Here is a 17,317-nt window from a genome sequence, read left to right on the forward strand (position 1 = left end):
CGCGCTAGCGCAGCGGCTGGGCACCCGGTTCGCGGGCTGCCGCCGCGGGCGCCGCCGGACGCGACGGCTTCAGGCGCGAGACGCCCAGCAGCACCAGTCCCAACCCGGCCAACTGGTACAGGGACACCGACTCGCTCAGCACCGCCCATGACGCCAGCAGGGTCAGTACCGGCCCCAGGTTGCCCACCGCTGCGGTCTGGGTCGGCCCCATGCGCTGGATCGCCAGCGCCATCCAGTAGATCGGCAGCACCGTCGAGCACAGCGCCATCGCCGCCGCGAAGCCCCAGACCGAGAGTGGCAGGCTGGCCAGCTGCGCCGTGTCGCCGGCCACCCCGTAGTGCACCAGCACCATCAGTGAGGACGCACCACCGGCCAGCCCGGCCAGACGCATCGAGCCCAGGCGCCTGAGCATCACCCCGGCGCCGAAGTAGTACAGCGCGTAGGTCACCGCGCTGGCGAACACCCAGGCGGCGCCCACCATCACGTCCGAACCGGCCTCGGCCACGCCCACGTCATGGACGAAGGCGATACCCAGCCCCGCGTAGCACACACCCATCGCCAGCAGCGTGCGCAGGCTCGGTCGCTCGCGCAGCACCAGCGCCTGGAGCAGCAGCACCAGGGTCGGGTAGGTGAACAGGATCAGCCGCTCCAGCCCGGCGCTGATGTGCTCCAGCCCGTAGAAATCGAACAGGCTCGACAGGTAGTAGCCGAGCAGCCCCAGCAGCAGGATGCGCGCCACGTCCGCGGCGCCCACGGCCTCGCCCCGCTCGCCGCGACTCAGCCACAGCAGCCAGGCGAACAGCGGCAGGGCCAGGCCCATGCGCAGCGCCAGCAGGGTGAGGGCATCGACCGGGCCGGCCGCGTAGGCCAGCTTGACGAAGATGGCCTTGAGGCTGAAGCCCGTGGCCGACAGGACGGCGAACAGGCGCCCATCGGCCAGGCAACGGCGGTAAAGCAGGGACAGGGAACTCATGACGATCCACGGCAGGGAGGCAGAGCCTTATTCTGGCGATAACGCCGCCACGCTAGAATCTCATTTTCACGAACAGGGCGTTCGCCACAGGAGAAACCCTGATGCACTTCGATCTCACCGACCTGCGCCTGCTGGCGGCCATCGAGGCAACCGGCAGCCTGAGCAAGGCCGCCGCGACCTTCCCCATCGCCGTTTCCGCCGCCAGCACCCGCCTGCGCCAGTTCGAGCAGCGCTGCGGCCTGACCCTGTTCGAGCGCCGGGCCGACGGCATGACGGCGACCCCGACCGGCCGCCTGATCCTAGAACGCGCCCGCGGCGTGCTCGGCGAGGCGGAACGGCTCAGGGAAATGCTCGGCGACCTCTCCGGTCGGCGCCGCATCTCGCTCAACCTTTCCGCCACCACGGTGGCCAACAGCACCTTCCTGCCGGCCACCCTCGGTCCGTTCCTCGCCGACTACCCGGAAGTGGACCTGCAACTGGTGGAACAGAAGAGCGTCGAGGTGCTGCGCGCCGTGCAGAGCGGGGAATGCGAGATCGGCGTCTACGACGGCAATCTGCCCACCGGGGGCCTGCTGTCGCTGCCCTTCCGCCACGACAAGCTGGTCATGCTGGTGCCCCGCGACCACCCACTGGCCGGCCGCCCGTCGATCGAACTGCGCGACGCGCTCGACCACCCCTTCGTCGGTCTGCCGGCGGAACGCGCCATGCAGCGCTTCGTCGAGGAAATGGCCACCCGCCAGGCCAGGCCGCTGCGTATCCGGGTGCGCGCGCCCAGCTTCGACGCCATCGCCCAGCTGGTCGCCCAGCGCGTGGGCATCGCCCTGCTGCCAGAAGCCGCGGCGGCGCGCTTCGCCCTGGAACTGCCGGTTAGCCCGGTCGCCCTGGACGACGCCTGGGCCACGCGAGAACTGCGCCTCTGCATCAAGGGCTGGGAATCCCTGTCGTCCCATGCCCGGCAACTGGTGACCTTCCTCGCAGGGCAGTAGAGCGGCGCACACAATGCGCTTGCCTCGTGCGCGGGCAGCGTTCAGCATCTGCCCACCGTGACGACCGGCGCCCCTGGAGGCGGCCAGGCGAGAGACTGATCGAGAAGGATGTAGCGTTGGACCTGCAAATCGACGAGTTCTACACTTTCCATCTCACAGCCCCAAAATACAAGCATATACAGGGCTCAACCCTTGAAATTGCGTAGAATTTTTGCGTAGAGTAATGGATAGAACTTGCTTAGAGCCTGTCCATGACAAAGCAGAAAGACCACCTACATCTACGCGGCAACACCTATCACGTTCGGCTCGACATCCCTGCCGATGTACGGCCGCTTTTTGGCCATCGCCGCCTTCTTTCTCAGAGCCTGAAAACTGGTGACAAGCGACTCGCCAAGGAGCGCGCCCCTCTGGTGATCGCCCAGTGGAAGGCAGAAATTCGTGCCGCCCGAGGAGAGAAAGAAGACCAACGGGAAGTGTGGATGCCCGACATTGTTCGAGGCGTAGGTAATTTCGAAGAAGTGATGGACTCCCTTCTGCTGAAGGTAGTTAAAGGCACCCTCCCCGATCCTATAGAGCAGTTGCTGCTAGGCGGCCTGGATGCAATTGCGTCAGAGTGGCAAGGGGACGACAGACACAGAATTTATCGCCATCTAAAACTGCTTGAACACGCGGAAGGGCCGGAACAACTTACTCAGTTCCTCCGCCGTTACAGCGACAGCGATGAGCCCTCTCCCACAGACCGTTTTTTTGAACTCCGAGCATTTCTGCGCAGCACCCTACCTGCCCTCTGGTCACAGCAATACGCACTCAATGCGGCAGAGAATCTGGAAGCGCAAAACTTGGTCCGCAGGCCAGAGACGTACAAACCGAAATCTCCATTTTCAACCACGATGCTGGAGCGTTTCTTCACCTACCTCCCCACACAGGTGAAAGACTCCACCGCGCTGCAGTATCGCCTTCAGATTTCTACGTTTTCAGAATGGCTGGAGCAAACAGGCCATACTCTGTCCTTTAAAACCGTAGAGATTTTTCTGGACACCACATCCACCAATGCAGTGACCCGCAAAGGGTATCTCTCAGCCCTCAAAAAACTGCACAAGTGGCTCCTAAGAAATGATGACTACTATTCGAAACTGTTCCCAGATGGCAGTAACCCCTTCACCGGACACGAGCATGCTCGCCGAGGGCGAGATGGCGGTGAGAAGTGGGATATCTACACGAAGGGACAAGTTGAGCAGTTACATGCTGCCTCTGTGGCCAGGAACGACCAAGAACTCGCCGATTTGATAGCAGTTGCAGCCTACACAGGATGCCGGAACTCGGAACTCGGATGGCTGCGATCAACCCACATCACCATAGAGAATGATGCCCCCATAGCGATAACAGTGGACGATGCCAAGACAAAAGCAGGCAATCGAACCATCCCAATCTGCGATCGGATAAAACCAGTTATGAATCGACTGATGAGCAATCCCAAAGGCACACATCAGTTCCTGTTTTCCGGCCCAAATCGCCTGAAGGGTCGCAGCCGCACCCCTGCCCTAGCTGAAAGGTTTACCAAGCTCAAGCAATCACTTGGACACACTGAGCGGCAGGTCTTCCATTCGATCAGAAAGTGCTTTGCAACCGAACTAGACAACGCCCGCGCCGACCCACTTGTCATTGTGGCACTTATGGGCCATGAGACGAGGCACATTACCTTTGACACCTACTCGGGCGGGCCAACTCTTGAGCGGAAGCAGGAAGCCATTAACCTACTTCATTACCAATTTCAGCTCGTTGATTGATCTCTGGAACCAGACTCAAATTGATCGCTACGCTGATCAGGGGTAATTATCGACTGGCATGAATTTTTATATAAGAAATTCTTGCAAATTTGATAGAAATAGTGCCCCAGGGTCTTGACATGACATGTATGTGTGTTATTATATAAATAGTAGTAAAAATTTTTAATGATTCTTCGTTAGTTGCACTCCTTCGCTTTACCCCCCTTTCTGCTACTTGCCTAGTTTCCTCTGCTAACAGCCATTGGGTCCTCCTTCGGATTGGCTGCGAAAGCGTGCTTGGCCATCGTACACGGCAAAAATGGCCCTCAAATCTCGGCACTACATGTGCCAGTCGCGCTAGCGACAAACCCAAATCAGTAATGCTGATACGGATGTTCGTTCATCCATGCCGCCTCCTTGGCGGCGTTTAGCTGCTCAAACAGCGTTTTTTCCTTTGCGTTGGGAATAGAAGCCATCCGTATGATGGCTTTCTTTTTGTCCGTTCGCATGCTTCAAACAACACAATAGGACAATCAATGAACAATAGAGTGTTCAAACTCTGCTGCGCTCATTGCAGCAAATCATTCTTCGCAACAAGACAACTAGCAAAGTACTGCAGCGGCCGCTGTCAGGTGGCTAGCTGGAGAGCTTCACAGGCAGCCCATCAGAAGCGCTTGGCTGACCTTTGGGAACAACAGCAAGCTTCTCAAGAGGTTGCCTGATGACAGAAGTACTTTATCTCGAAGTCGAGAAGGCGACTGGCCTCATCGTCTCTGCTGTAACGGAGAGCTATACCAGCTCAACCTATAACTTGGTTGAGTGCTCCCGTGCGGAGCTGACGTATCTGGACGTGCTAAGTGACTCTCGCAAAGTAACTCTCTCAGATCTAGAGAGTTATCGTGCTCATGTCACGAAATCGGCCGCCAGGGCCTCTGCAAGCTCGCCTGCGCGACGTAAAGAGAAAACTTGGCAGCCCCCTCAAAATCAAAGAAATCGCTCTCAAAACGCAAAAGAGAGCCTTATTAACGATATCAAGAAATTCTGTTCAAGATAACAAGGAGTAAACATGCCAAACAATCACAATTACGGCGCCACAAGTGGAGTGGTCGAATTCTTTCCACATTGTTCAGCTGAGCTTCAGAAGCTGGTTGAGGCCGCTGAAAACAAGTACCACGTATTCGTCGAGTCTCTTACCCAAAGTCAGCCTGCAGCTTCTATCCGCGTAGTTGCTAGCCATCTGATTGATGGTCTGCAGCAAGTACATGACCTGCTGAGCGAGGGGTACAGTCTCAGAGCAGATAAGTTCTATGTAGCAAATGCAGTATCGCTCGACGTGACCCTGCGCAAACCTCAAGAGTTAATTGATGCCGAGCTTCTAGCTCTCCGCCAAGAGGTGCTTGAGCAGTATGAGAACTCTCGCTACGAACGTAATAAGGCCGAAACAGCCCGCCAGCTACAGCTGACGCTTGACCGTTCCGCACGTGAAGCTGAGAGGAAGGCCCAGGACAAGTTGCAGAAAGCTCATGAAGCAGCTCGGGCAGCTGCATTGGCTGATCTTGTAGAAAGCTATCACGGCAAGGAGGCAGCATGAGTAAGCTAACTTTCAGCCTGCGTTTCAGCAGCGACGAATTCCACGCCCTCATGTCCATGCACACCATCATGGTATGTGGGTATAGAATTCGTTCAGTTCTTCGCCGAGTCATTCTTGGCTACTTCGGTAGATAAGACTGCTCGTTTAATTGAACAAGAGCGCCTTAGACGAGCAGATGCTCGCACTAATAGAAACACCAAATCCTTTTAGAACCATCCGAGGAAAAAAACATGCTGAACCTACGTCTGCGTCCAGAAGTTTACGCCCAACTGAAATCCCGAGCTAGCGCTCGGGGCATCAGCCCTGCCGCCTACATCGCCCAGCTTATTGAACACAATCTCACACAAGGAGAAATGAATGCCCCAGATAGTACCGCTACACCGCAAGACTAAAAACCCAAATACTTCAGCAATCCATGCCGTTCAAGATCGTTTTGTCATCGTCCCTACCACTGATGCCCGCCCAAAATTTCGGGACCTGCGTAATCCGCACGTAGCACCGCAAGGCAACCCAATGATGCTGCTTCAGACTTACCGTCAGGCCGGTGGAACTGGCGATATGACTGGGGAAGCTCTTATGCAGAAAATCCCGGTTGTTTTTGCTGAAACCTTCGCCCCCGGAGACTATCAGCGAATTACTGGGGAAGCAGATAACCCGCTGCTGAATCTGTGGACCGGGCCGGAAATCCAACCTAGCGGATATAAGCCTAAAGCGGAAGATGTAGCACCCCTCCTTGAGTTCCTGAAGCGCCTGTTTCCAATTGATGAAGAACGGCTGTATTTCCGAGATTGGCTGGCTTGGACCGTACGCTACCCAGCGAGGCGCATCAATGCCACGGTGCTGCTTCGTTCTGAGCACGGAGTCGGTAAGGGCTTTCTTGCTGAAACGGTCCTACCTGGGCTGCTTGGTAAGAGCAGCGTCGGGACCGTCGCCCTAGGCGACGTGGTAGGCACGTTCAATGACGCTTTGGTCGGAAAGACCTGCATCCTCATTGATGAGGTGTACAAGAATGCGGATGCCACGGTGAACGCCTTAAAGGCGATTCAAGGCAACCAAACTATTACTCTGCGTCGGAAGCACATCCCAGATACCTGCGTGAACAATCACCTCAACTTCATCATGAGCAGCAATGACTATTACCCCCTGCCACTAGAGCGAGAAGATCGACGCTTCTGGGTTCCTGCCTTCATCAAGCACAAGGAATCGAAAGAAGAGACGATGCGCTTCATCAATCAGCAGTTGAAACCATGGCTTCTGGAGCAAGGAGGGATGCAGCTCACGCGTGACTTGCTGGAGACCGTAGACCTCAGCGAATTTCAGCCATGGGGCGATCCACCTATGACTGATAGCAAGCGGGAGATGATCGGGTTCAGTCCGAAGGAAGATCTTGCCGAGTTCGTCGCCGACTACGTGGCCTCCCACTCGGTAGTGAAGCCACGTGATATTGAGCTTGAGTTCCAAACTGCTACCGGCGAGGTTGTTGGGAACCGTACTGTTCCTGCCGAACTACTAAAACAAGGCTGCCTGCGGAAGAGGGATGGTCGTCACGGAGTTCTGTACATCACCCCAACAGGATTACAGTCTGGTCTATCTGCTGATTCTGCTACTGCCGAGCTCGTGAGGGTATATGCCGCGTGACGGGTGTGATGAGTGTGTGAAGAGCTGCGACATAACCCATCACGGCCCTAGCCCTCTAGTGGCAAGGGCTCAGGAGGGTATGTGATGGGTGTGACGGGTTTGCACCGTCTTTCTTATCTAAAGGTGCTGGTTACGCGTAATACCGGGAACGAAGTGAACGGTATTCGCGTGAGTGAAGTGGCAAAGCCACGAGCGGTAAGCCGCTTGCGGTAAGCGCGAATTACATGGCGAATCTTGCAAGTAGGGGAGTTTCTCCCCCGCCCTTATAACCGCGTTCCCGGTTCTTCACTTCTTCGCACCATGCGGTATCTATCAGAAACTAGCCTCAGTGTAATCAACCACTGAGCATTGGTATACCTAGCCTGTGCTACAGCCGCCTATTTTCGGGATAAGCGGGGACATGGGGCTAAGCCGGGAAGACTTTCGCTACTCATTCTCCGTGTACTGAGCGTGAAACTCTATTTTCTGACCTCGGCCGGCGGCGTGTTTGTCTCACCACCTGCCAGCATCTAATTAACAGAATGTTATTTTGTAAATTAGTTAAGCTAGATGGTTATTGACTCCAGCCGTTTGCTAGGTAAAATCATTTCCTATGGATTTTTCTGTTAATAAGAAACCTCAGTAAATCTGGAGGTGTAAGGGTGGAATTGGTCGAGGCTGTCAAAACCCAAGCTGAGGTGCAACAGATCACCCGGAAGCTCACGCTGAACGCCAAGGGAAGCAGCCTGTACGCCGATATCTGGAGCTTTGGTCTGCAAGTGGCTTTGCGAATCTCTGACTTGCTCGAAGTCACTTTCGAACAGGCCCTAACTGGCCGTCTGATACTTAAGGAAGGCAAGACAGGTAAGACCCGCTCGATTGATCTCAACAGTAAGGCCGTAGAGATCGTTAAGACACGCCGAACAGCACACCCTGACCACACCTACCTGTTCGAGGTGGAGAGCAATAGGGCAAAGGGGAAGCCCGTCAGCCGGGTAGCTGTAGCCGTAGCGTTCAAGGCTGTTGGAGATGAGCTTGGAATCCAGCTTGGTACACACAGCATGCGTAAAACTCGTGGATGGCTGATGCATACCTCTGGTGTAAGCATCGAGAAGATCGCACGTGTGCTTAACCACTCTAGCCCAGCCATCACGATGGCCTACATCGGGATCACCCAGGCGGAGGTGGACAGCACCTATCATGAGTTTGTTATCTGAAGACCAAGCCTAAATCCATTACAGCAGCATCCTAAGCAGCGTAGTGAGGCATCTTCATGCCCGCGATATTTGGCAATTTTGGCGCTTCTGGGGTCCTAGCCTCCTAGAGGGTATTAAGGAGTTACCCACATAGAGCCGACTACTCAGGCAGGAAGAGCAAAAAGAATCTCTTGCCCCGGCATTCACTTGACCAAAAACGGCATCACCGAGTAGAAACAGGCCATGGCAACTTGAGACTTAGAAAAATCTTCTCGGTGGTGGCTCGGGCTAGTGCATGCCTGTTTCTAGATTGCGGAGCTCAGTATCACTCAGATAGAAACTTACTCTCAATTTCGTCAGAAATCATAAAGAAATCAGTGTAGCTATTTTTTACAAACGTAAAGTAAGAAGCATTCCTTGTAACTAGTGACACCCTGGCATCATCCTTGGGCCATCTAGGATAGATCAAATCTTTATCTCGACTCCCAAACACCTTGTCCAGAAATGAAGAGATTGAGTCATAAGATTTTTTTGTCCCAGGTTGAACGAGAGCCATATAGAAAACTTGATCGACGAAACAAAGCGTCGCAGACGATACTTTAGCTGCCCCCAAAACTCCAGAGGGGTTCTTAATGTCGTAGCAAGTTGAATTGCCCTTTTGAGATGTAAGAGCTAAATCAGTTCCTAAATCAGTGTAACGCTCACCTAATGTGTAACCGGATATCGAGACTTTTGGATATCTATTCACCTCGATGGTGAGCCCGCTTGTGGAGAATTTGTATTGCAATTTGCCTCCTGCCTTGGTTGGAATCTCAATATATAAGGACTTGGATTTTGCAATAGCACCTGCTAACTCTACAGTCTTACTAGGGACTAGCATGTCAGCAGAAACTAGATAAAACACTTCATCAATCACCTTGCCTTCATCCAACTTATAGCTAATATTGCAAGTTGAAACATCGACTTCAGCTTTGCAGTCCAGGATAGACGCATTGAATGTTTTTAGAGTGGCTTTGGGTGAACCGGATTTGTCGTCGAATATGTTAATGGCTAAAGCTGGGCCGACTCCATTAATAGGGCTGGCCTGCACTGAGTAATGATCTGAACTTACGTTGCGCACTTCGTCATTTAATTTAGCGCGCTTCCATTCCGCAAAAGATTCGGTCGAGAAAGGTAGTATAGTTGCCCAGATAGCAATGGCTAAAATTCGACGCATCCTAACGCCTCCTTGAAGGTAATAAAAACAAACAGAATCAAATGTAAGAGATGTGCTGGCAGTAAAAGTGCCGGCAAGGCTTCTCATCTAACTGCAAACGAAATAGATATCTGCACGAGTCTATAGGCCACGACAGACATTTACCCATATCCGGTCCAGCTCTAGCTGACCAGTATTCCTCCTTATCTAAAAAGCAGGTATGTCATTTTATTCGCATATCCACTATCAGAATTTTGATAAATAAAGATTAGCAGTGTGTGGTTATGGCGCATCAATTGGTTGGCGGCCCTTGCACTAACAAAATTGAATGTGTGCAAGGAATGATTCAGCATGTTGTTGCACAACTATATGAGCCGCAATCAAAACTCCCGCGAATTGTATATTTCCCCTCGCCAAGACTCTCTTTGTAGACTTGTCCATTTAGGCAGCCGATTTTTCGCGTTGGATAAGTCTGGATAAATTATTCAGTAACGGCCATCACCCTCATTGAGGTGACTATCGATATGCTCTTAACAGCCCTTCCCCACATCTGCGCACACTGATCTTCTCCGGCACAGATAGGGGTTGGATGTACTTGTGAGATGAGCATGTCCGGCTCTACTGGTGGTGTTACGCACCCACCGATAACCAAAAACGCACCAGCCAGCACCATACTTTGAAACCCAGCTTTCATATCCTTCCTTTGCTTATCAACCTCCATAGGCGACCACACGTCGTCCTAGGTAGCACAATAATGCCACGCTGACGACGAATTGCATAGCATACGGTGCAGACCCCAGCTAGACACCGCTCCACAGTTCCCCCACTTGACTCGGGGGTGCAGCTTGAAAAATTTGAATGCTGTGGATTATGCGGAGGTATTTGGAAGGGCACTGCGACAACGAAGAAAGGAATTGGGTTATAGCCAAGAGGCCATTGCAGAGAAGGCAGGAGTACAGCGAAATTATATTTCGTCTCTGGAACGAGGGAAGTACCAGCCAACTATCAGTGTTGTTTTTGGTTTGGCAACAGCACTCAACTACACCCCCTCCGAACTCGTTGCCGAGGTAGAGAAATTATTGACGGCCGAAACTTGAAGAGGCTGAATAGCACAAACGGACCAGAGTCTCCTCCGTAATCTGGCGCTAATATGCGATTAGCCATCCCGTAATTTTAACACCACCGCTCGTCATCCTCAGAATCTATCCCCATAAACAAGTGACATAAAGTATCATAATCAATTATTTCTACTCTTTCGCACCTCCGCCTCGCATGTGCCACCTCATCCAGCAAAGCGTTATCCCAGCTGCCAACTACTAAAAACCAATTTTTGGCGAACCAACCTTAATACTATATTTCTCCTTCGCGCGAGATGCATTTAATGGATAGGTAAAGTACCCTTCATAGTTAGCCAGCTGCGCAACGCCCCCAACATAATCCATAAATCTTCGCCTTCTCCTGCCTCCCTTGGTAATTTTACCTGTAGCCAAGGCCGCAGTTTTAATATCGTAAACATCATAATAACCATCACTGCGCCTGATTAATAAATCCGGTTTTATAACTGTATCCCTACACGCCCAATCATGCCCCTTCCACTCCAAATAATGAGACAACTTTCTATCGCACAAGCCATAAATTCATCTGCGAAGGAAAGTAAGCTTCCTTTTACCTGAGGTGTAGCAATCCTCGCTGGGTAATGATCCAAATACGGAAATCTTACTCACTGTTTGACAATCAAATTCATGAGCAAGGCAAAGTTTTCTGAGAGTGCTTTCCATCCACTCAAGGTCACCACGGACCCTACAGAAGATTAGTCAAATTGACTAAGATATCTAAATATGGAATCTTCTTTATACCGCTTTACTGCCAATCCTTTAAATCTACTATTTGCCCCTATAAGCTCAGCAACAAAAAACCGGCAATTTGGTAACCAACAGCATACTATGAAATAGAATACTACTGCCTCTTGAATTCAAATTTCCTGCATCACTAAGCCTCTGAAGACCAGAAAGATGCTTCTCCCAGAACCCCTCACCTGATCAACAATTTTATTAAAGATCATAGTCACCCTCAAACTCGTGAGTGAAGAACTCAGTAAGCCTCTCACGCCGATAAGCTTATTTATATTGTTGTGTAGCCGTGACTGAGCATATCTCTACGCATTGTCCGCTTAGGCTTTGAGCAAATATCCAAAGCATAGCGCGCCTTGCACTGTCTGATTTACGAGTTGATAGTCGCCAAAAAAATAGTCTGCTCTAGGCAAAGGCCAGATGCAAATAGATCAGGAGTGATCTCACCACTTCCACTTAAACCCAAATCTGGAAAACGGATAGATTGATCGGTAAATCTGCTCTAGGCCATTGTCGAGCAAGGGTCACATCTCAGGATGTTTCGTCGGCAGGCGTAAATCGTGCCAAGGTAATTGCGTTGGCGTAGCGAAGGAATTCAGGGGCTGTTAGGGCTCAGGTAGCCCATACGAATCCTTTTCGGTCGAGAGAAGCTTGCATTCTGTATCGCTGAGTACAGATCAGCTTTCAGCGCCGCCAGAACATTTACCATGTCGAACGAAAAGCCCAGCATAGCCAGGCTCCAATATCGCATACATCTCCCGCTTGGTTTACTCCCCTCTAGGCAATACAGCTGCAGCGATTTTCTCAGCAATTTGAGGTACCGAATCGTGCTCCGTTGTAAACCCTGCAAGATCGGGAAGTATCCCACTGTATTTTTTGACATCCTCAAACGTGACGCCATGCAACACAGGAATCAAAGTCGGCTTGCTGAACAAAGCCCCCAACTCTCGCTCTGTCCAGAATCGTCCAGTCAGATACGTAGGCGTGAGCAAGGCGATACCAGTCCTCGCTTTTCTCAAGCCAGAATCCATCTGGAGGGACTGGCTACGCCCGGGAACAATCGCCACTTCATCAAACCATACAGCAACACCAAGTGCTTCCAAGCAATCTCTCAGCTCTCCTGCAACAGAGGAACCATCAATCCGAGCATAGCTCAAAAAGGAGTCGTAATCCCTGAGGTCGGAGAATGCAACGGCTTGGTGTACCCGATCCGCCAACCGTCGCTCCGAGTCGGAGTACTGTAACGCGCTAGTAGACGACCGCAGACTGCGATTGAGTTCGGCAATGACCTTGGCATTGTGCTGAGCAACTCGGCGATTGTGTGAGCTAACTTCGGACTCAACTCTTCGATTGTAAGCATCTATCCTACGGTTATAGGCATCGAGCTGAGATTGAACCTTGCGATTGTCCATATCGATTTGACGATTGAGAGATACAACTCGCTGCTTGTTCTCACGATTTACTCGATTTACCTCGCGCTTGAGCTCTTGCTGTATCTTACGCTGCGCCTCACGCATACGACGCTGCAACGCAGCCTGACTGATAGCCATAGGTCACCCCCTATTTAAGGCCGTTAGACAGCCAATCAATGACCTCTTTAGAGGCTTGGCCGTAATAAGGGAGAGACAGGGTGATGACCAGCAAGGTGTCATTCTTGTCTATATGAACCGCGAGATAGTCGAATATCTGCTTGGAAGTAGATGTTGAATCCACAGCATAAGAAGACTCTGAGAGCCGCGCCCAAGCGGGAAACTCCTTAATAGCCGTCAGAACCTGGTTATGTTTTTGTCCAGGGTTATTAAGGTCGTAGGTAATGAGGTAAATGGCCATGGTCCACCTCAACGTTTCTTATTAGATTGAGACAGAACCGAGCCAGCGAGAGTCTTAGTGGTCTCGCTGTACTTATCAGACTGAAGCACCTGAGACGCTTTCGTCTCCATCGCTTTTCCGGTTTCCTTAGCAGAAGAGGATTGAGAGAGAACGGACGCGGCTAGGCTTTTTTGGGTGGCAGAAGCGCTAGGGTCGCGAAGCACTTCAGACGCGAGCGATGCAACTGATTCGGAAGATTGCTTGGAGTTGGACATGATTTCAGCTCCTCAAGGGACCAATTCACATGCCGACCTCAGAGCGACGCCATCCAGCTGACAACGATTGACGACTACGCCAATCACGAGCTTAATTGCGTCCCCGATGGGGCCGGCGACTTCACTGCCGTTTGGCTTCAGGTGGTACGGGTGGAGGCGCCATGTTTTGGTCGACGGAAGCGCCCCCGCCCGTAATCTTTTCTACCTTACCCTAAAGGACAGAGGTAGCCGGCACCCCTATATGTTGTAGCGTACCGACTCACAACCCCAAGATAGTGTGGTCAATTCGGTTATGCAAGACACAAAGACCTACAATGTCTGTGGATAACTTGTGGGTGTATTGTGGGCAATTTCTCAGATTGACGGAAAACCCAAGCGGTGCCTGAATTCCAGCACGCCGCAACCCCTCGCACAAATCAGTCAAATAACCGACAAAATGCCTGTAACAAAATATTTCTAGTACTAGCAGCACTGCTGTATAGATAGAACTCGGGCTTGGTTACCCTGCGAAGTACAGGCTTTGGAGCTTAACCAAAAGCCCATTGCGTGTACGGCTGGTCTGAGCGCTCCTCTTCCCCTAGCGCTTACCGCGCTCAGGATATGCCTCACGCGTCTGGTTCTAAGTCAGTTTTGAGAGGCGGATCGCTCATACTCCCTTGCACTAACTACAGCGTAATTTCCAGCATCTCGGCTTGAATGCACAGAGCTTTGCATAGAATTTATGCGTAGAACTTGATCAACAAATAGTACATATCCAATTGTTTTTTAAGGTATTTTTATTGGACCTGCAAATCGACGAGTTCTACAAGGATGCCGCCAGCGGCTTGCTGCTGCTCTACCAGGCCTTTCCGCGCAAGGTCGCGCTCTACGTGGAGGACCTGATCGGCCGCGAGGAGCCCGACGAGTTCGGCCTGCCCAGCAAGCGCCATCAGGCTTGCCTCGGCGCCCTGCTGTGGCTGGCCGAGGAGGGCTTCCTGCGCTTCGAGAGCACCATCGCCTACGACGCGCTGGACCAGGCGGTGCTCACCGAGAAGGGCTTCCTGCGCCTGTCTCGCGCCATTCCCCATGCTCTGCCCCAGGGCGACGCGCTGCCACCGGGCGTGCGCCGCGTCCACGCCACCCTCGCCTGGCAGCTGCGCGAGGCGCTCGCCCAGCACAGCAGCGAGAAGGTCGCGCGGCTCACCCGCCTGTTGTTCGAAAGCGCTCTGAATCCGGCAAGCGACATAGTTTGAAATAGTGCCTCGGTTGAAGGCACACCGGGCCAACCTTATATAGCTCGCATACTTAGAACGTCTCTCGCCTGAGGAGAAGCTTCCCACCATGATGCGCATCGTGTTGTTCCTGGCCACCAACCTGGCGGTCCTGCTGATCGCCAGCGTCACCCTGAAACTGCTCGGGGTGGATCGCTTCACCGGCCAGAACTACGGCAGCCTGCTGGCCTTCTGTGCCGTCTTCGGCTTCGTCGGCTCCTTCATCTCGCTGTTCCTGTCCAAGTGGATGGCGAAGATGAGCACCGGCACCGAAATCATCACCCAGCCCCGCACCCGCCATGAACAGTGGCTGCTGCAGACCGTCGAGGAGCTGTCCCGCGAGGCCGGCATCAAGATGCCGGAGGTCGGCATCTTCCCCGCCTACGAATCCAACGCCTTCGCCACCGGCTGGAACCGCAACGACGCCCTGGTGGCCGTCAGCCAGGGCCTGCTGGAGCGCTTCTCGCCCGACGAGGTGCGCGCCGTGCTGGCCCACGAGATCGGCCACGTAGCCAATGGCGACATGGTCACCCTGGCGATGATCCAGGGCGTGGTGAACACCTTCGTGATGTTCTTCGCACGCATCTTCGGCAACTTCGTCGACCGCGTGGTGCTGAAGAATGAGGGTGAAGGCCATGGCATCGGCTACATCGTCGCGACCATCTTCGCCGAGTTGGTGCTGGGCATCCTGGCCAGCATCATCGTCATGTGGTTCTCCCGCCGCCGCGAATTCAAGGCCGACGACGCCGGCGCCCGCCTGGCCGGCACCGGCGCGATGATCGCCGCGCTGGAGCGCCTGCGCGCCGAACAGGGCGTACCGGTGCACATGCCCGACAGCCTGACCGCCTTCGGCATCAACGGCGGCCTGAAGAACGGCCTGGCCGGCCTGCTGATGACCCACCCGCCGCTGGAAGACCGCATCGAGGCCCTGCGCCGCCGCGGCTGAACCGGCGACTGGCGAAATAAAGGCGATCCACGGATCGCCTTTTTTCATGGCTATGTACCCGTTACGTGTTGCAGACGCTACAGCTGCCCTGCGGAAGCGGCCTGCCTGGGAGCCGGTAGGGTGGTTGTGGGGCACAGGCCATAACCCATCAGTGCGATCGACCGCAGTACCGCTGGGTTACGCCGGCAAGCGGCTACCCCACCCTACGCGTTGCGCGGCCAAGCCCCTCTACCTGAACACCGCAGCTGCCTGCCCCTGGATTCCCGCCTGCGCGGGAATGACGGTTCCGGAAGAAACTCCGCTCCCACCTCGTCATCCCCGCGCAGGCGGGGACCCAGAAGGGTTCAGGGCACTACAACATCTAACGGGGGGGACATAGCCTTTTTCATGCCCATGTTCCCGTGGGAGCGAGCTTGCTCGCGAAGCTCTTGTGCATGACCATTTGCGAGCAAGCTCGCTCCTACGCCCCCTGCCCTGTCTCCTGCTTGTGAAAAAGCTCGAACCTTGGCCCGCCGTCGCCAGTCGGAACTGATAAGCCCCCCGACTGCGGAGAATCGCCATGGTTTATCACTGGGACCTGATCGAAAGACTGCTGCACGAGGCACAGAACTCGGCCGGCCAATCCTTTGCCCCGCGTCGCTACGCGGAAGAACTGGCCGCGGAAATGGAGAACGCCGGCGAGACGGTCGACGACCTCGACCATTTCCGCGCCGAGGCCGCCCGCTACGAATCGCTGCTGGTCGAGAACCAGTTCATCGCCCCGCGCCCCGAGGAAGAAGGCGGCAACGGCGAGAACTTCGTCCTCACCCCGCGCGGTGCCCAGCTGCTGAGCATGCTCGACAGCAGCATCCCCGGCAGCGAACACCCGCGGGAGGTGCTCGACGGCGCCGGCGAGGCGGCGCTGACGCCCGAGGTGTTCGACGAGATCGCGCCGAAGGCCAACCTGGAAACCGAGCAGACCTGACGAAAGAATCGATCGATATCAGCTGAAAGTTATATTGGATATCGATAGATCGACTCGCCACCATGGCAGCATCACCTTCGTGGAGGAATTCCGATGCTGCCCGCCCTCTTCATCTCCCACGGATCGCCCATGCTCGCCCTGGAGCCGGGCACCAGCGGCACCGCCCTGGCCCGCCTGGCCGCCGGGATAGGCAGGCCACGGGCGATCCTGGTGGTCTCTGCCCACTGGGAAAGCACCGAACTGCTGATCGGCAGCTCGCCCAACCCCGCCACCTGGCACGACTTCGGTGGCTTTCCCCCGGCGCTGTACGCCGTACAGTACCCGGCCCCGGGCGCCCCCGAGGTGGCGCTGGAAGTGCAGCATCTGCTGGCCGCCGCCGACATTCCCAGCCGCCTGACCCCTGGGCGCCCACTCGACCACGGAGCCTGGGTGCCGCTGTCGCTGATGTATCCGCAGGCCGATATCCCCGTGCTGCAACTGTCGCTGCCGAGCCGCGCCGGCCCGGCGCTACAGATGCGCATCGGCCAGGCGCTCGCCAGCCTGCGTGAACACGACGTGCTGCTGATCGGCTCTGGCAGCATCACCCACAACCTGCGCGAACTGGACTGGCGCGCAGGCCCGGAAACAGTCGAGCCCTGGGCGCTGGAATTCCGCAACTGGATAGTGGACAAACTGCGCGCCGGCGACCGCACCGCCCTGCTCGACTACCGCCACCAAGCGCCCCATGCGGTGCGCAGCCACCCCAGCGACGAGCACCTGCTGCCGCTGTATTTCGCGCAGGGAACCGGCGGCGAATTCCGCGTCGAGCACAGCGGCTTCACCCTCGGCGCGCTGGGCATGGATATCTATGGTTTCTACTGAGGAGAAGCACAGTCACTAACACCATCGGGAGTTTGCCC

Annotated in this window: 15 protein-coding genes; 10 read left to right on the forward strand and 5 right to left on the reverse strand. The window is 54.6% G+C overall.

The features are described from left to right. Nucleotides 1-4 precede the first annotated feature (4 nt). A complete protein-coding gene (locus N5D30_RS01185) occupies nt 5-973 on the reverse strand; it encodes a DMT family transporter (RefSeq protein WP_279907298.1) in 969 nt (322 codons plus the stop codon). Nucleotides 974-1,074: 101 nt separating this feature from the next. On the opposite strand from N5D30_RS01185, the gene N5D30_RS01190 reads away from it, so the two are divergent. The 5 genes from N5D30_RS01190 (at nt 1,075) to N5D30_RS01210 (ending at nt 8,150) form a co-directional block, all read left to right on the forward strand. Next, complete coding sequence (locus tag N5D30_RS01190; RefSeq protein ID WP_279907299.1) at nt 1,075-1,959, forward strand: LysR family transcriptional regulator; 885 nt, start codon at nt 1,075-1,077, stop codon at nt 1,957-1,959. Nucleotides 1,960-2,210: 251 nt separating this feature from the next. Further along, a complete protein-coding gene (locus N5D30_RS01195) occupies nt 2,211-3,746 on the forward strand; it encodes a DUF6538 domain-containing protein (RefSeq protein WP_279907300.1) in 1,536 nt (511 codons plus the stop codon). Nucleotides 3,747-4,791: 1,045 nt separating this feature from the next. Further along, the gene (locus N5D30_RS01200; protein WP_279907301.1) at nt 4,792-5,316 is read left to right on the forward strand and encodes a hypothetical protein; all 525 of its coding nucleotides are present in this window, start codon (nt 4,792-4,794) and stop codon (nt 5,314-5,316) included. A 357-nt stretch (nt 5,317-5,673) separates the two neighbouring features. Continuing rightward, on the forward strand, nt 5,674-6,954 hold the full coding sequence (locus N5D30_RS01205) for a primase-helicase family protein (RefSeq protein WP_279907302.1): 1,281 nt from the start codon (nt 5,674-5,676) through the stop codon (nt 6,952-6,954). A 641-nt stretch (nt 6,955-7,595) separates the two neighbouring features. Next, nucleotides 7,596-8,150 carry a tyrosine-type recombinase/integrase gene (locus tag N5D30_RS01210; RefSeq protein ID WP_279907303.1) on the forward strand — a complete coding sequence of 185 codons (555 nt, stop codon included), beginning with the start codon at nt 7,596-7,598 and terminating at the stop codon, nt 8,148-8,150. A gap of 304 nt (nt 8,151-8,454) precedes the next feature. Here N5D30_RS01210 and N5D30_RS01215 read toward each other — a convergent pair whose 3' ends face one another. Further along, the gene (locus N5D30_RS01215) at nt 8,455-9,345 is read right to left on the reverse strand and encodes a hypothetical protein (protein ID WP_279907304.1); all 891 of its coding nucleotides are present in this window, start codon (nt 9,343-9,345) and stop codon (nt 8,455-8,457) included. An 824-nt stretch (nt 9,346-10,169) separates the two neighbouring features. On the opposite strand from N5D30_RS01215, the gene N5D30_RS01220 reads away from it, so the two are divergent. After that, nucleotides 10,170-10,421 (forward strand): helix-turn-helix transcriptional regulator, encoded by a 252-nt coding sequence (locus tag N5D30_RS01220; protein ID WP_279907305.1) that lies wholly within the window; start codon nt 10,170-10,172, stop codon nt 10,419-10,421. Between the two features lie 1,520 nt (nt 10,422-11,941). Here the strand turns inward: N5D30_RS01220 and N5D30_RS01225 are convergent. Genes N5D30_RS01225 through N5D30_RS01235 form a run of 3 tightly spaced genes read right to left on the reverse strand, consistent with a single transcriptional unit; the run spans nt 11,942 to nt 13,261 of the window. Next, nucleotides 11,942-12,724 (reverse strand): toll/interleukin-1 receptor domain-containing protein, encoded by a 783-nt coding sequence (locus N5D30_RS01225; protein WP_279907306.1) that lies wholly within the window; start codon nt 12,722-12,724, stop codon nt 11,942-11,944. Nucleotides 12,725-12,734: 10 nt separating this feature from the next. Continuing rightward, nucleotides 12,735-13,004 (reverse strand): hypothetical protein, encoded by a 270-nt coding sequence (locus N5D30_RS01230; protein ID WP_279907307.1) that lies wholly within the window; start codon nt 13,002-13,004, stop codon nt 12,735-12,737. An 8-nt stretch (nt 13,005-13,012) separates the two neighbouring features. Further along, the gene (locus tag N5D30_RS01235) at nt 13,013-13,261 is read right to left on the reverse strand and encodes a hypothetical protein (RefSeq protein ID WP_279907351.1); all 249 of its coding nucleotides are present in this window, start codon (nt 13,259-13,261) and stop codon (nt 13,013-13,015) included. A gap of 776 nt (nt 13,262-14,037) precedes the next feature. Between N5D30_RS01235 and N5D30_RS01240 the strand changes: the two genes are divergently transcribed. The 4 genes from N5D30_RS01240 to N5D30_RS01255 all read left to right on the forward strand — a co-directional run bounded on the left by N5D30_RS01240 (nt 14,038) and on the right by N5D30_RS01255 (nt 17,279). Then, nucleotides 14,038-14,490 carry a hypothetical protein gene (locus N5D30_RS01240; protein ID WP_279903943.1) on the forward strand — a complete coding sequence of 151 codons (453 nt, stop codon included), beginning with the start codon at nt 14,038-14,040 and terminating at the stop codon, nt 14,488-14,490. Nucleotides 14,491-14,578: 88 nt separating this feature from the next. After that, nucleotides 14,579-15,454: a protease HtpX gene (gene htpX, locus N5D30_RS01245; protein WP_279907308.1), complete on the forward strand. Its 876-nt coding sequence runs from the start codon at nt 14,579-14,581 to the stop codon at nt 15,452-15,454. A 559-nt stretch (nt 15,455-16,013) separates the two neighbouring features. Continuing rightward, complete coding sequence (locus N5D30_RS01250; protein ID WP_220814421.1) at nt 16,014-16,418, forward strand: transcriptional regulator; 405 nt, start codon at nt 16,014-16,016, stop codon at nt 16,416-16,418. Nucleotides 16,419-16,511: 93 nt separating this feature from the next. Beyond that, nucleotides 16,512-17,279 carry a class III extradiol ring-cleavage dioxygenase gene (locus N5D30_RS01255; protein ID WP_279907310.1) on the forward strand — a complete coding sequence of 256 codons (768 nt, stop codon included), beginning with the start codon at nt 16,512-16,514 and terminating at the stop codon, nt 17,277-17,279. Nucleotides 17,280-17,317 lie beyond the last annotated feature (38 nt).

The sequence above is a fragment of the Pseudomonas sp. GD03875 genome (assembly GCF_029840585.1).
GTDB classification, from domain to species: domain Bacteria; phylum Pseudomonadota; class Gammaproteobacteria; order Pseudomonadales; family Pseudomonadaceae; genus Aquipseudomonas; species Aquipseudomonas paralcaligenes.